This is a genomic window from Simiaoa sp. (assembly GCF_051972595.1).
Lineage (GTDB): Bacteria > Bacillota > Clostridia > Lachnospirales > Lachnospiraceae > Acetatifactor > Acetatifactor hominis.
Genome location: NZ_JBOKRY010000006.1, coordinates 25,221 through 40,740, shown reverse-complemented (window position 1 = coordinate 40,740; position 15,520 = coordinate 25,221). Strand labels below are relative to the sequence as shown.

Below are 15,520 nucleotides of genomic sequence, written 5' to 3'. Positions count from 1 at the left end.
TTTTTATAAATTTTTCTTGCCATTCCCATTTTTTTGTTGTATAGTGGTTCACGATTACTCAAATCATGGGGAAATTACGGCAAAGTGGCGGGAACCGAAAGCCGTATATCCGCGAAAACGGATGGATGGGAGCATATATGGCAAAATATTTAGTAATTGTTGAGTCACCGGCGAAGGTGAAGACAATCAAAAAATTTTTGGGAGCGAATTATGAGGTTATGGCCAGCCAGGGGCATGTGAGGGACCTGCCCAAGAGTCAGCTGGGAATTGATGTGGAACATGACTATGAACCGAAATACATTACGATCCGCGGCAAGGGAGATCTGCTGGCATCCTTACGTAAAGAAGTGAAGAAAGCAGAGAAGATCTATCTCGCAACCGACCCGGACCGTGAGGGAGAGGCCATTTCCTGGCATTTATACTATGCCTTGAAACTGGAAGATAAAAAAGTATATCGTATCACCTTTAATGAGATCACCAAAAGTGCGGTGAAGGAATCCTTAAAGCATGCCAGAGAGATTGATATGAATCTGGTAGATGCCCAGCAGGCGAGACGTGTGTTAGACCGCGTGGTAGGCTATCGGATCTCCCCTATTCTGTGGGCGAAGATCAAGAGAGGCTTAAGTGCCGGCCGCGTGCAGTCTGTGGCTCTGCGGATCATCTGCGACAGAGAGGATGAGATCAATGCCTTCATTCCGGAGGAGTACTGGTCCCTGGATGTGAATCTGAAAGTAAAGGGCGAGAAAAAGCCCATCTGCGCAAAATATTACGGAACTACGGAGAAAAAGCAGGGAATCGGCAGCAAGGAAGAAGCTGATGAGATCATGAATTCCCTGAAGGGCGCCAAATACGAAGTGAAGGAAGTTCGACACGGCGAGCGTGTGAAGAAGGCACCCCTTCCGTTTACTACCTCCACCTTACAGCAGGAAGCCAGCAAGGTGCTGAATTTCTCCACACAAAAGACCATGCGTCTGGCACAGCAGTTATACGAAGGTGTGGATATCAAGGGAGAAGGTACGGTAGGTCTGATCACCTATTTACGTACCGATTCCACCCGTGTATCGGAAGAGGCGGAAGCCCAGGCTGCGCAGTTCATCGATGCACATTACGGTGAAAAGTACAAGACCGCTGCAAATTCAGAAAAAAAGAACGGTCAGAAGATCCAGGATGCACACGAAGCCATCCGCCCTACGGATTTAAACCGTATGCCCATTGCTATCAAAGAGCAGCTTCCGAGAGATTTATTCCGGCTGTATCAGCTGATCTGGAAGCGTTTTGTAGCAAGCCGCATGAGTGCAGCACAGTATGATACCACCTCTGTAAAGATCCAGGCAAAGAACCGGATCTTCACTCTGGCAGCATCGAAAATGCGCTTTGACGGTTTTATGAGTGTCTATACCCAGGAAGAGGATAAGGACGAGGAAAATGTACTGGGTGGCAACCTGGATGAGAATAGTGTACTGGAATTTTTAAATTTTGATCCGAAGCAGCACTTTACCCAGCCTCCCGCACATTATACCGAGGCAAGTCTGGTGCGTGCCCTGGAAGAACTGGGCATCGGACGTCCCAGTACCTATGCACCTACCATCACCACGATTCTCGCCAGAAGATATATTACCAAGGAGAATCGTAATATCTATGTAACGGAGCTGGGGGAAGTGGTCAATCATATGATGAAGGAAGCCTTCCCTGCCATCGTGGATGTAAATTTTACCGCCAATATGGAGACCTTACTGGATGGCGTGGAAGAAGGCACCGTGAAGTGGAAGACCATTGTGGAGAACTTCTATCCGGATCTGGATGCAGCAGTGAAAAAAGCTGAGAAAGATCTGGCAGAGGTGACGATCGCAGATGAAGAATCCGATGAAGTCTGTGAACTGTGCGGCAGACGCATGGTGATCAAATACGGACCTCACGGCAGATTCCTGGCATGCCCCGGATTTCCGGAGTGCCGCAATACCAAGCCTTATTTCGAGAAGATTGGTGTGGCATGCCCCAAGTGCGGCAAAGATATTGTCATGAAGAAGACCAAGAAGGGCAGAAGATATTACGGCTGTATCGATAATCCGGAATGTGATTTCATGGTATGGCAGAAGCCTTCGGGGGAGAAATGCCCCCGTTGTGGTAAGCTGCTACTGGAAAAAGGTAACAAGCTGGTCTGCATGGACGAACAATGTGGTTATGTAAAAAATAAACCGACGGAAGAGAAGTAGTTTTATATACTGTCAGAATTTTCTCATAAATTAGCGCTATTTCCATTGTAATCTGAAATTACATGTGCTACAATGTGCATAACATCTCGTAGTTTCGTAGTATGTGTAAACGGAGGAAGATAGATGAGCAGCGTACAATTGTTGGACAAGACACGTAAGATCGGTAAATTGTTACACAATAACAACTCCAGCAAAGTGGTATTCAGCGATATCTGTAAGGTAATGCGCGAGATCCTGAATTCCAATGTACTGGTAATCAGCAGGAAGGGTAAGGTGTTGGGAGTAGGTAAATCCGACGGGATCGAACCCATTACAGAGCTTTTGGATGACAATATCGGCGGATTTATCGATCCAATGTTAAATGAGAGACTGCTTGGTGTGTTATCCACGAAGGAGAATGTCAATCTGGAGACTTTGGGCTTCGAGAATATCGATACGAGAAAGTTCCAGGCGATCATCACTCCTATCGAGATCGCCGGTGAGAGACTGGGAACACTCTTTATTTATAAGTGCAACGAACAGTATGACATTGACGATATTATTCTCTGCGAGTATGGGACCACCGTGGTGGGACTGGAAATGCTCCGGGCAGTGAACGAAGAGAGTGCGGAAGAGAGTCGTAAGGTAGCGGTTGTGAAATCCGCAGTCAGCACCCTGTCTTTCTCGGAGATGGAAGCCATTACCCATATCTTCGATGAATTAAACGGTATGGAAGGAATCCTGGTAGCAAGCAAGATCGCCGACAGAGTCGGTATTACCAGATCCGTCATTGTCAATGCCTTAAGAAAGTTTGAAAGTGCCGGCGTTATTGAGTCCAGATCCTCCGGCATGAAGGGAACATATATCAAGGTGTTGAACGATGCCGTGTTTGATGAGATCGAAGAATTAAAGCGTCAGAACGGCCGGAATTAAGCAAAAATACGAAAATAATGACAGATTAGGAAGAAGAGACTATTGCGAAAAATGGTCTCTTCTCTTATTTTAGTATTGTGTTTTTGTCGAAATACTTTATAATAAAGTAGTGTGGGTATGGTAGAAGCGGTTCCTAGGCGATTTTATCGATTCCCTAAGGAACAGCAGAATGTGAGGTAGTATGATACAGACAAACGCGTTTGATTATATCAATGTTTTAAATCGTGCAGCGGATGCTGCATGGCAACGCAACGAAGCTATTTCCAATAATATTGCAAACGTGGATACACCGGGCTACAAGAGACAGGATGTGGCATTTGAATCAGTACTGCAGAAGGCACTGGGGAACAACCGGTATGAGTCCATGGACGAGAAGGTCAGCAATATTAACTTAAGCAGACTCCGTGGCAGAGCGTATGTGGATTATGCCAATTATTCCTACCGCCTGGACGGCAACAATGTGGATATTGAGAACGAAAATGTAATGCTGGCGGAGAATCAGCTAAAATATCAAGGATTGATCAGCAGTATTAATCAGGAATTTACCAATTTACAGACAGTGATGAAGTGAGGAATAGCGTATGAGTATGTTTTCAGCATTTGATGTTACGGCGTCGGGACTTACCGCACAGAGACTGCGTATGGACGTGATCTCTGAAAACGTTGCCAACGCCAATACCACGAGAACCGAAGATGGTACCCCTTACCGCCGTAAGATCGTTACTTTTCAGCAGAAGAATCAGCAGCAGACCTTCAGTCAGGTGTTCCATGATGTGAAGAGCAGCTATACCGGCAGCGGTGTTAAAGTGAGTCAGATCTTCGAGGACACCACAACGGAGATGAATATGGTATATGATCCTTCCCATCCGGATGCGGATGAGAACGGTTATGTGACCTATCCCAACGTGAATATTATCACCGAGATGACAGACCTGATCGATGCCAGCAGATCCTACGAGGCGAACTCTACGGCATTTAATGCCAGCAAGTCCATGGCACTAAAAGGTCTTGAGATCGGTCAGTAATCTGACGGATCCCTTAGGCGGCTGCCGGATACAAAAGCCGCAATACATGTAAGGAAGGACATGGTTTATTAAAATGGATATTTCCGCAATTACCGCTTTGAATAGTGTAAATGGTACCGCCAGTGTATCTCCCACCTCTTTGACCGGAATGCTGGCAGAGAAGGAGAAAAAGGCAGAGGGCACAATGTTCGAAGCTTTTCTGAATACAGCTATTGACAACGTAAAGACAACCAACAGCTATCTCTCGGATGCCGAGAATGAGAAGATCCGTTTTGCACTGGGTGAGACGGACAACACTCATGATCTTACCATTGCCATGGAGAAGGCATCTACCGCACTGCAGTATACGGTAGCTATCCGCGATAAGGTGATGGAGGCATACAAGGAACTGATGCAGATCCAGATCTGATCAGGCAGAAGTTAATCTTGACATAAGAGGAGAGAGCTGCAATGGCAGACAGATTAAAAGAAATACCTGCAAAAATACTGGAATGGTGGAACAAGTTCACGACCAGACAGAAGAGCATCATTATCGGAGCTGCTGCGGTCGTGATTTTCGCATTTGCGATCATCATGTACGTCATGACCAAACCACAGTATGTCCGGCTGATCACCTGTGAGACCACCGCACAGGCGTCAGAGATCATATCCACTCTGGATAGCGCGGGGATCGGACACAGAGAATCCAATGATGGACTGAAGATCGATGTAGAGAGCAGCAAACAGAGTGCGGCAAATCTGGCACTCGGATCTGCGGGATACATGCCGGATGAATTGAAACTGAGCGATTATCTGGGCAACAGTATGTCTACGACTGCTACTGACAAGGAGAGACTTTACAATTCCTATCTGGAAAAATACATCACCCAGACCATAGAGGCACAGAGTGCCGTAAAATCCGCTAAAGTGCATTTGAGCTTTCCAAAGGATAACGGAACGCTGGCAGCACAGAAGGAAGAGGCTTCTGCGTTCATTCAGCTGGAACTGGACGGAACCTTTACTTCCGCCAATGCGGCAGCACTGGCAAAATGTGTGGCTACCTGGCTGCGAAATGACACTACGGCGAATATTACGATTATGGATACAGATTCCAATCTGCTGTTTGCAGGCGGGGATGATTACAGCTCCGCGGGTATTGCCAATTCCATGCAGGAATTGCAGAATCAGGCGGAGTCTATGATCGCCAATCAGGTAAAAAAGGTGCTGCTGGGAACCAAGCAGTATAACGATGCGGCAGTTACCAGCCATCTGAGCATGGATTTCTCCGATTACGAAGAGACCGTAAAAGAATATTATGCAAACTCCGACAGAACAGAGGGTATGCTTTCTCATGAGGAGACCTATGAGAGTGAGAATACCAATGACGGTGGCGGAGTACCCGGTACTACCTCCAACGGCGAGAGCGGTAATACCACCTATGTATCACCGGACAGCAATAACAGCTCTTCGTCCACTTCCGAGACGAGCAGAGATTACCTGCCCAACGAGTCTATTACGAACACCGTAACTCCGGCAGGGGGAATCAATTATACGAATTCTTCCATCTCTATTGCGGCCATCACTTACCGGGAGGTCCATTACGAGGATGTGAAGAGACAGGGACTTTTGGATGGCACAACATGGGACGAATACAAATCCCAGAACAGTGCAGACAAAAAGATCGATGTGGATCAGGATATGTACAGCCTGGTAGCAAATGCCACCGGCATCAGCGAAGATAAGATTACGATCATTGCTTATGAAAGCCCGATCTTTTATGACAAGGAGAGTAAGCCTGTCAGTGTACAGAACATACTCAGCATAGTAATGTTAGTACTGATCCTCGGACTGTTAGCCTTTGTGGTACTGCACAGCATGCGCACCAGACAGGCAGTACAGCAGGAAGAGGAAGTATCTGTGGAAAATATGCTGCAATCCACTCCTGAGTCGGAACTGGAAGATATCGATGTGGAATCCAAATCCGAGACACGTAAGATGATCGAGAAATTCGTAGATGAGAATCCGGAATCCGCAGCAGCATTATTGCGTAACTGGCTGAACGAGGACTGGAACTAAGAAACGGAGTAACTATGGCAAAGACAAAAGCAGAAGGCGGAATATCGGGGGTGCAGAAAGCAGCAATCCTTTTGATCGCATTGGGACCGGAGAGATCCGCCGGAATTTTTAAACACTTAAAAGAGGAAGAAATCGAGGAACTGACCCTGGAGATTGCCAATACCCGAAGCGTAACCCCCCAGGTGAAGGAAGAAGTGATCAACGAATTTTATGAAGTTTGTCTGGCACAGCAGTATATTGCCGAGGGCGGTATCAATTATGCGAAGGAACTGTTGGAGAAGGCACTGGGCACCGACAAGGCAATGGATGTTATCGGTAAGCTGACTGCGTCTCTGCAGGTGAAGCCTTTCGAATTTGTGCGTAAGACCGATGCCAGCCAGTTGATCAACTTCATTCAGGATGAGCATCCGCAGACCATAGCCCTGATCCTGTCCTATCTGGCTCCCAGTCAGGCAGCACTGATCATCTCTGCACTGCCTCCCGACAGTCAGGCGGAAGTGGCAAGACGTATTGCTGTTATGGATCGTACCAGTCCCGATGTCATCAAAGAAGTGGAAAAGGTACTGGAATCCAAGCTGGCAAGTCTGGTGAATCAGGACTATACCATTATCGGTGGTGTCGATGCAGTGGTAGATATTCTGAATACCGTAGACCGCGGTACCGAGAAACACATTATGGAGACATTGGAGATCGAGGAGCCGGAACTGGCAGACGAGATCCGCAAAAAAATGTTTGTGTTCGAGGATATCCTTTTACTGGACGACAAAGCAATTCAGCGTGTGCTGCGTGATGTGGACAATAACGATCTGGCAGTGGCACTGAAGGGCGCCAACGAACAGGTACAGAATGCGATCTTCAATAACCTGTCCAAGCGTCTGGTGGTTATGATTAAGGAAGATATGGAATTCATGGGACCTGTCCGTATGAAGGATGTAGAGGAAGCACAGCAGAAGATCGTCAATATTATCCGTAAGCTGGAGGATTCCGGTGAGATCATCATTTCCAGAGGTGGAGGTGACGAGATCGTTGTCTAGTAATCTGTTAAAACGTGGATTTACCAAGCTTTCGGAAGACGATACCAGAGTGATCAATACCAATGACCTGGTGGCAAAGCGGATTCAGGAACTGTCTGCAAAAATGCAGCAGACAAAAACGGAGGGCTTTGTCTCCGGTCTTGCGGCAGATAAAGTGGATGCCCTGGTGGCAGATACGGAAGAGCCCGAAGTGGAACCGCAGAACTGTGGGAATGTGATCAAGGCAGGAGAAGATTTACAGAAGCTGCGGGAAGATGCTGAAGCACAGGCCGCGCAGATCGTAGAGGAGGCAAAAGCCCGGGCGGAAAGCATTTTACAGGACGCAAGGGCACAGGCGGAGTCCGAGAAGCAGGCGGTGTTAGAACAGGCAAGGAAACAGGGACTGGCCGAAGCACAGGAACAGGCAGACCGCATACAGACACAGAGGGAAGCTGAGTACAGGGAAAAGACAGCCGGACTGGATGCGGAATATCAGAAAATGATAGATGAACTGGAACCGAAGTTCGTAGATACCATCACCGGTATTTACGAGCATATTTTTCATGTAGATCTGCATTCTTACAGAGAGGTTCTGTGTTATCTGATCTCTACAACCATGAGAAACACAGAGGATAACAAGAGTTTTCTGATTCATGTGTCCAAGGAAGATTATCCCTATGTCAGCATGCAGAAAAAGCAGATTACTGCCCAGGCAGTGTCACCGAATGCATCCGTGGAGATCATAGAAGATATGACACTGGGCAAGGGAGAATGCCTGATCGAGACAGAGGGTGGTATCTTCGACTGCGGACTGGGAACACAGCTTGCAGAACTGCGTCAGAAATTAAAATTGCTATCTTACGAAGGCTGATAAATGGTCATAAAGAACATTAATTTTGAAAAATATAATAAAGTAGCGGATAAAACCTTCTATCGTAAGCTCGGAAAAGTAGTGAATGTGGTGGGGCTGACCATAGAATCCGCAGGACCGGATTCTAAGCTGGGAGATTTGTGCAGGATTCTCCCGGAGACGGAAGGAACGAAGCCGATCATGGCAGAAGTGGTGGGTTTTCGTGACAAAAAGACCCTGCTCATGCCCTATGATTCCGTGGATGGTATCGGACTGGGCTGCGTGGTGGAGAATACGGACGCACCTCTGAAGGTGACAGTAAGCGACAAGCTGCTTGGTAAGACGGTAAACGGACTGGGCATTCCCATTGACGGAGAGACCATTAACGGAGCTGCTTATCCTGTGGAAGCGGCACCGCCGGATCCTATGTCCAGAGAGATCATTGATCAGGTGCTCCCCCTGGGGGTAAAGGCGGTGGACGGTATGATCACTGTCGGCAAGGGGCAGAGAATCGGTATTTTCGCCGGCTCCGGTGTTGGAAAGTCTACGTTGATGGGTATGTTTGCCAGAAATACCAAGGCAGACATCAATGTCATTGCGCTGATCGGCGAGCGTGGCAGAGAGGTCCGGGAATTCATAGAGAGAGACTTAGGCGAGGAAGGTATGCGCAGATCAGTGGTAGTCGTGGCGACTTCCGACAGACCGGCACTGGAACGTAATAAGGCGGCGAAGACAGCTACCGCTATCGCAGAATACTTCAGAGATCAGGGGAAGGATGTTCTTCTGATGATGGACTCACTGACCAGATTTTCCATGGCACAGAGAGAGATCGGACTGGCCAGCGGAGAACCGCCGGTGACCAGGGGATATCCCCCCAGTGTGTATTCCGAGATGCCGAAGCTTTTAGAGCGTGCCGGAAGAGCGTCGGTCGGGTCCATCACCGGTCTGTATACCGTTTTGGTAGACGGCGATGATTTCAACGAACCGATCACGGATACGGCGCGAAGTATTTTGGATGGTCATATTATGTTAGACAGAAAACTGGGACATAAAAACCATTATCCGGCGATTGATATTTTACAGAGTATTTCCAGATGCATGAGTCAGATCGCTACCAGGGAACATAAGCAGGCAGCCAATAAGCTCAAAAATGTACTGGCAACCTATAATGAAGCGGAAGACCTGATTAACATCGGTGCTTATAAAAAGGGCAGCAATCCTAACATTGACTATGCAATCTCCCGGATCGATGCCGTGAACGGCTTCCTGTGCCAGGGCACAGAAGAAAAGTTTACCTTTGAAGAGACGGTGCAGATGTTAGAAGATCTATTTGCGGATCAGGGGTGAGATAAATGGCAAAGTTCAGATACTCCCTGCAGAACATTCTGAATATCAAAGAAAAAATGGAAACGCAGGCAAAGCAGGAATTCGGAACGGCGCAGGCGGCATTAAATGTGGAAATCGAACATTTGGAACGGCTGAAAGCACGCAGAAGAGAGTACGAAGCACAGTCTGCGGGTCTCTTAAATGGAAAACTGGATCTGCGTGCCATTGAAGAGAACAAAGAAGCACTGCTTAAAATGGACAGTATTGTGGCGACGCAGACAATCCGGGTGGAAAAGGCCAAAGAAAATGTGGAGGCTGCCAGAGAACGTATGGCAGAAGCCATGAAAGAGAGAAAAATGCATGAGACACTGCGGGAAAAGGCCTTCGAGGCATTTTTACAGGAAGAGAATCATGCGGAAAGCAAGGCAATCGATGAACTGACCAGTTATACCTACGGGCAGAAGACCAGGCAGGCGTAAACAAGACAACAGGAGAATTTAAATGGCAAGAGAAAAGACTCCGGAAGAACAGACAACGGACAACGAGAGAAAACAGCTGGCGGAAGAAAAGAAAAAACTGAAAAAAGAGCAGCAGGCGCAGCGTAAAGAAGCAAAACGCCGGGCAAAAGAGATCGCAAAGCAGGAAGATGCTTTAGACGACGGGAGCGAAGGCAGCAGCCTGCTTACGTTCGGTGCAACCATATTGATTGTAATTCTGTGGATTGCTGTGATCTGTGCAGTCATCAAGCTGGATATCGGCGGATTCGGAAGCTCTGTGGTGACACCTATTTTAAAAGATGTTCCGGTGCTTAACAGAATACTTCCCGGCAATTCCATTACGGAGACTACGGATGGAAGCACCTACGGTGGCTATACCAGCTTACAGGATGCAGTGGATCAGATCAAGAGTCTGGAGTTACAGTTAGAGCAGTCACAGACAGCATCCGCAGCCAAAGATGAGGAATTGGACCAGCTGAAAGCCGAAGTCTTACGACTGAAAGAATTTGAGGATCAGCAGGTGGAATTCCAGCGTATCCAAAAGGAATTCTATGACGAAGTAGTCTATTCCGACAAGGGACCGGGTGCGGAAGAGTATAAGAAATATTATGAATCCATGGATCCTGCAACCGCAGAATATATCTATAAGCAGGTAGTAACCCAACTGCAGGAGAGTAAAGAAGTGCAGGATTATGCAGCGGCATATTCGTCCATGAAGCCGAAGCAGGCAGCGGCCATTTTTGAAAAGATGACCAACAATCTGGATCTGGCGGCACGGATACTGAAGGTAATGAGTGCAGATGACAGAGGTGCTATTTTAGGCGCTATGGATTCTGAAGTAGCAGCAAAGATCACAAAAATTATGGATCCGGAATCTTAAGAAATTAAGCAAAAGCTCCGATAAATAATTTGTAGTATAATTACAGGTCAAATTACCTGACAAAGGGAAAGGATGACTTGGGAAAGGAGGAAAAATGGCAGGAACGACAATTAGGGGCGTAGAAAACAGTGGCAATGTGCAGATGCCGGATATGGCAACAGCAGCAAAGCAGAATGCGGGAACCGGTTTTCAGGCAGTATGGAATAAGACCCAGAGCAGTGCCCAGACAGCAAACGCGAGCACGAATAACCGTAACCGTACAGATCACAGTGATGTCAGAAGAGGTGATTCCTTAAAAAACGGCGACAGACAGCGGGACAATCTCGTGCATGCTTCTGATGACAAAGGAATGGACACCGAGAAGACAGATGCTAAAGACCTGGAGAAAGTGCAGGAAGTGTTGGGAACCATTGTACAGAATCTGATCGGACAGATCACCGGGACTTTTTCCATCAGCGAAGAAGAATTGCAGGGAATTATGGATGATCTGGGAATGACCAAGATGGATCTGACAGATCCCGCGAGCTTAAATGAACTCCTTATGAACATCAGCGGCGCACAGGATTCATTTGCACTGCTCACAGATGAGAATCTGTATGGCAATGTAAAGGGAATCATGAATCTGCAGAATGAACTTGTGGGACAGGCACAGGAAGACCTGAAGCTGGCTCCCGAAGAATGGCAGCAGACAGTTGCCGGGATCGCACAGGAGACTGTGGCGGAACCTGTGATCACCGTGGAGATGGATGATGTTGTGAATACGGCAGCAGGATCCCAGACGGGCGAGGCAGCAATCCCGACGCAGGAGCCGGAAATTTTAGAAAATCAGGCAGCGCAGAACACGCAGGGAGAGAAAGCCGGAGACTTTGGTGAGAAACAGGAACATGCGGCGAACGGCGAACATGGCAATCTTCTGTTACAGAATCTGAAGGAAGGCAATTTCCTCACACAGTTACAGCAGACAGCACAGACTGAGGAAGCAGGACCAGTAGACACACAGGATATCATGCGTCAGATCATGGATTACATGAAAGTATCCGTAAAGCCGGACAGCTCTGATCTGGAAATGCAGCTGCATCCGCAGAGCCTGGGAACCCTGCACATTCAAATGGCAGCCAAGAACGGTGTGGTCACGGCAAACTTCATCACAGAAAATGAGACGGTCAAGGCAGCACTGGAGAGCCAGATGGTTCAGCTGAAGGAAAACTTCACAGAGCAGGGCATTAAAGTGGAAGCCATCGAAGTTACGGTACAGACCCATCAATTCGAACAGAACTTGGAACAGGGCAGAGATGGCAGCGGCAGCCGGGAAGCAGAAGCCGGTGTAGGCAAAAGACGTACCCGCAGGATCAATCTGAATACAGCATTTGCGGAGGAAGAGCCGCAGACCGAAGAAGACCGGATCACGGCAGACATGATGTCGGCGAACGGCAATACGGTGGATTTCACCGCATAAGACACAGATAAAACAACGAGAGGAGAAAGAGATGGCATTAGTTGCACCCGTAGAAAACGGCAAGATCGTAGAAACCGCATCCCAGACTTCTGTGAAAAAATCTACAAAATCAAGCAAAGACGGAATGGACAAGGAAGCATTTTTACAGCTTCTGGTAGCGCAGATGAAGTACCAGGATCCTCTGGAACCAACATCCAACACCGAGTACATATCCCAGTATGCACAGTTCTCACAGGTAGAGCAGATGCAGAATATGTCCAGCAGCATGGACTTACAGAGAGCAAGCGCACTGGTAGGCAAGGAGGTCTACATCAAGACCACCACATCCTCCGGAGATACCAAACTGGTACAGGGCAGAGTAGATTATGTGTCCTATGAGAACAACAAAGCATACCTCTACATCAATGAGAAGAAGTACTCCATCGATGATCTGGATTCCATTGTGGATGCGAATTATCTGGATGCGTATAACAAGGCATATAACTTTACGGTAAAGCTGAACAAGCTTCCTAATGTAAACGGCATTGATTCTACGGATGGTGAGAGCATTGATGAGCTGGAGAAGGAATACAACAAGATGAGTGATTATGAGAAATCCTTCCTGGCCAAAGATACCGTAACCAGTCTGAATAAGTACATCGAGAGACTGAAGGAGATCCGTAAGGCGGAAGAAAAAGCCGAAGAAAAGGATTCCGAGAGTACGGAGAAGACAGAGGGTACCGAAGAAGCATAGAACAGTAAGTAAGCGGCTGACACAGAGGGGTGTTTGAATATGGATATTCAGAAAAACAGTTTTCTGTCCATTGACCAGCTGGCAAATCAGTATTTAAACAACAGTCGTAAGACCGTAAAAGCAGCACAGGAAAATCTGGTATCATTCCAGGAAATCTTACAGAGCAAAAGTAACGAGCAACTGAAATTTTCCAAACATGCTACGGTGCGGCTGGCAGACAGAGGCATTGAATTGACCGATGCACAGCTGGAACGCTTGAACGACGGAGCGCAAAAAGCGGGACAGAAGGGAATCAGGGATTCTCTGGTGATCGTGGACGATCTGGCATTTATTGTGAATGTACCCAATAAGACCGTAGTCACTGCGATGGACAGCAGAGAGACCGAAGAAAATGTATTTACAAATATTAACGGAGCCGTAATTATGTAGACCGGACCTTAACGGAGGTTACACTCTTTTGAATGACAGAGAAAGAGTACGGTTCCGAACACAGGAGGAACAAGCACTATGATGAGATCATTGTATTCTGGTGTAGCAGGACTGAAAACACACCAGACCAGAATGGACGTAATCGGTAATAATATTGCCAACGTCAACACAACAGCTTACAAATCCAGTTCCATGACTTTCAGTGAACTGATGAGCCAGACCACACAGAAGGCCAGCGGTGCCAACGCCACCACCGGTGTCGGCGGTACCAATGCCAAACAGATCGGTCTGGGCGTTAAGGCAGGTGCTATTAACACTGCCATTACCACGCAGGGTTCCGCACAGTCTACCGGTAACCCCTTTGATATCATGATCACCGGAGACAACTTCTTCGTAGTCAGCAACGGCTCCGAGAATTTCTTCACCAGAGACGGCTCTTTCTATGTAGATGGTGCCGGTAACCTGGCAATGACCAGCACCGGTTACAATGTTATGGGTTGGGGCGTGGATAAGACCACAGGCAACATCAAGCAGGATACTGTAACTGCACTGCGTATTATGAGTTCTGCGAATATGACTTATCCCCCTGAGGCTACCACAAAAGCGAATATTTCCGGTATTCTGGATGAGAACGATAAGGATGTGACCAGTGCCAACGGTAAGACAGTCAACCTGAACTTCTTCGATGCAAGAGGTTACAGCTATACTGCAAAGTTCACCTTTAAGCAGTCCGGCGGTGACAAGACCAATGAATACAGCCTGGAATTAAATAAGATTCTGGATTCTACCGGAAAGGAAATGGATATCTCAGGTATTACATTCGGAGAGAAGAACCTGGAACAGACCTTAAGCTCGAAGCTTTCATTAAATACAGACTCCTATAAATGGGATGATGCTACAAAAACGTTGCAGACAACAGCGACACCGCCGGAAACAGTAGCAGCACTTGATAAAATATTTAAGAACGGTGCACTCATAACCGATCAAGATAAAGCAGAAGAAGTACAAAAGAATCTGGATGCCATTGCCAAGGCATATGGTTATGAAGGCTCTACGGATGAATTTTTAAAATTGTATACTACGGGAAAAGCCGGTCAGGTCACTGTGCAGAAAATGCTGGAAAATATGTCCAAGAACATGACGGGAGATGATATTCTGCCGAAAGCCAAGAACGAAGAACTTACGATGACCGGAAGAAAGTTTGATGGTGCAAAGGTTGTATTTGATAAGGATAGTGGTAAATTGCAGAGTATCAACAACAGCACGACAAATCTTTCCACAACATTGAATTTCCCAGCTTCAATGGGTAACTTCTCCAATATCACCATTGACCTGTCCGAGTGTACTAACTACGATAATAAGGGTACCTCCACTGTCGGTGCTACCAGCGGAGACCTGGACGGACTGGGAACCGGACGTCGTCTGGGAGATATGATCGGTGTATCCATCCAGAAGGATGGTATGATTTACGCAAGCTATGACAACGGTATGACCAAGCTGTTAGGTCAGATCGCTACCGCAGCATTTGCCAATGCTTCCGGTCTGGAGAAGGAAGGAGACAACCTCTACTCCGCAACACTGAACTCCGGTGAATTCGATGGTATCGGCGTAGATATCACTGCAGGCGGCGGATATATGTCTACCGGCCAGCTGGAGATGAGTAACGTGGATCTGTCTTCCGAGTTTACCGAGATGATCACCACACAGAGAGGCTTCCAGGCGAACAGCCGTATCATTACGGTATCCGATACACTGCTTGAGGAACTGACCAATCTGAAGCGTTAAGAAATCGTAAAAAATAATTTGACTGCATAAAGGGATAGGATAGAAACCTGTCCCTTTTGCGTATATAAAACATCAAGGGAAAAAAGTACTATGCCATAGCAGGAAACCTGTCAGATACGAAGGGAAGAGAAGGAGGAAACAATATGATCGAAGTCACGAAGATCAATGGAGTCAGGGTATTGGTGAATCCGGACCTGATTGAACTGGTGGAGGAGACCCCGGATACAGTGCTGACATTGACCACTGGAAAAAAAATTATTGTAAAAGAAAGTAGACAAGAAATAAAAAATCTTGTAATATTATACAGAAAGGATATTTTTGCAAGATAATGCAGAATGTCAGGTGA

General features: G+C 47.1%; 16 protein-coding genes. All 16 read left to right on the top strand.

Annotated elements, in window-relative coordinates; all coding sequences use genetic code 11:
• Positions 1–137 precede the first annotated feature (137 nt).
• The 16 genes from topA to ACTRDR_RS03555 all read left to right on the top strand — a co-directional run bounded on the left by topA (position 138) and on the right by ACTRDR_RS03555 (position 15,503).
• The gene (topA, locus tag ACTRDR_RS03630; protein ID WP_176864058.1) at positions 138–2,213 is read left to right on the top strand and encodes a type I DNA topoisomerase; all 2,076 of its coding nucleotides are present in this window, start codon (positions 138–140) and stop codon (positions 2,211–2,213) included.
• Positions 2,214–2,336: 123 nt separating this feature from the next.
• Positions 2,337–3,125, top strand: a complete 789-nt coding sequence (gene codY / locus ACTRDR_RS03625) for a GTP-sensing pleiotropic transcriptional regulator CodY (RefSeq protein ID WP_176864060.1) — start codon at positions 2,337–2,339, stop codon at positions 3,123–3,125.
• Positions 3,126–3,306: 181 nt separating this feature from the next.
• Positions 3,307–3,696, top strand: a complete 390-nt coding sequence (flgB, locus tag ACTRDR_RS03620; RefSeq protein WP_440526194.1) for a flagellar basal body rod protein FlgB — start codon at positions 3,307–3,309, stop codon at positions 3,694–3,696.
• 10 nt (positions 3,697–3,706) lie between these two features.
• Positions 3,707–4,150 carry a flagellar basal body rod protein FlgC gene (flgC, locus tag ACTRDR_RS03615; RefSeq protein ID WP_440526193.1) on the top strand — a complete coding sequence of 148 codons (444 nt, stop codon included), beginning with the start codon at positions 3,707–3,709 and terminating at the stop codon, positions 4,148–4,150.
• A gap of 73 nt (positions 4,151–4,223) precedes the next feature.
• Positions 4,224–4,559 carry a flagellar hook-basal body complex protein FliE gene (gene fliE, locus ACTRDR_RS03610; RefSeq protein ID WP_440526192.1) on the top strand — a complete coding sequence of 112 codons (336 nt, stop codon included), beginning with the start codon at positions 4,224–4,226 and terminating at the stop codon, positions 4,557–4,559.
• Positions 4,560–4,600: 41 nt separating this feature from the next.
• Complete coding sequence (locus ACTRDR_RS03605) at positions 4,601–6,205, top strand: flagellar M-ring protein FliF C-terminal domain-containing protein (RefSeq protein WP_440526191.1); 1,605 nt, start codon at positions 4,601–4,603, stop codon at positions 6,203–6,205.
• Positions 6,206–6,219: 14 nt separating this feature from the next.
• Entirely contained in the window at positions 6,220–7,239 is a 1,020-nt protein-coding gene (gene fliG, locus ACTRDR_RS03600) for a flagellar motor switch protein FliG (protein ID WP_440526190.1), read from the top strand.
• Positions 7,232–8,089 carry a FliH/SctL family protein gene (locus ACTRDR_RS03595; RefSeq protein WP_440526189.1) on the top strand — a complete coding sequence of 286 codons (858 nt, stop codon included), beginning with the start codon at positions 7,232–7,234 and terminating at the stop codon, positions 8,087–8,089. The genes fliG and ACTRDR_RS03595 overlap by 8 nt, the downstream gene beginning before the upstream one ends.
• Positions 8,090–8,092: 3 nt before the next feature.
• On the top strand, positions 8,093–9,415 hold the full coding sequence (fliI, locus tag ACTRDR_RS03590; RefSeq protein ID WP_440526188.1) for a flagellar protein export ATPase FliI: 1,323 nt from the start codon (positions 8,093–8,095) through the stop codon (positions 9,413–9,415).
• 5 nt (positions 9,416–9,420) lie between these two features.
• Positions 9,421–9,873 (top strand): flagellar export protein FliJ, encoded by a 453-nt coding sequence (gene fliJ, locus ACTRDR_RS03585; protein ID WP_176864073.1) that lies wholly within the window; start codon positions 9,421–9,423, stop codon positions 9,871–9,873.
• Between the two features lie 22 nt (positions 9,874–9,895).
• On the top strand, positions 9,896–10,771 hold the full coding sequence (locus ACTRDR_RS03580; protein WP_440526187.1) for a MotE family protein: 876 nt from the start codon (positions 9,896–9,898) through the stop codon (positions 10,769–10,771).
• Between the two features lie 94 nt (positions 10,772–10,865).
• Positions 10,866–12,227, top strand: coding sequence for a flagellar hook-length control protein FliK (locus tag ACTRDR_RS03575; protein ID WP_440526186.1), 1,362 nt, complete (start codon positions 10,866–10,868; stop codon positions 12,225–12,227).
• Positions 12,228–12,258: 31 nt separating this feature from the next.
• Complete coding sequence (locus ACTRDR_RS03570; RefSeq protein WP_440526185.1) at positions 12,259–12,960, top strand: flagellar hook assembly protein FlgD; 702 nt, start codon at positions 12,259–12,261, stop codon at positions 12,958–12,960.
• Between the two features lie 39 nt (positions 12,961–12,999).
• Positions 13,000–13,389: a TIGR02530 family flagellar biosynthesis protein gene (locus tag ACTRDR_RS03565; RefSeq protein WP_118546119.1), complete on the top strand. Its 390-nt coding sequence runs from the start codon at positions 13,000–13,002 to the stop codon at positions 13,387–13,389.
• A 78-nt stretch (positions 13,390–13,467) separates the two neighbouring features.
• Positions 13,468–15,174, top strand: a complete 1,707-nt coding sequence (locus ACTRDR_RS03560; RefSeq protein WP_440526184.1) for a flagellar hook protein FlgE — start codon at positions 13,468–13,470, stop codon at positions 15,172–15,174.
• A gap of 143 nt (positions 15,175–15,317) precedes the next feature.
• The gene (locus ACTRDR_RS03555; protein WP_118537286.1) at positions 15,318–15,503 is read left to right on the top strand and encodes a flagellar FlbD family protein; all 186 of its coding nucleotides are present in this window, start codon (positions 15,318–15,320) and stop codon (positions 15,501–15,503) included.
• The last annotated feature ends 17 nt before the right edge of the window (positions 15,504–15,520 follow it).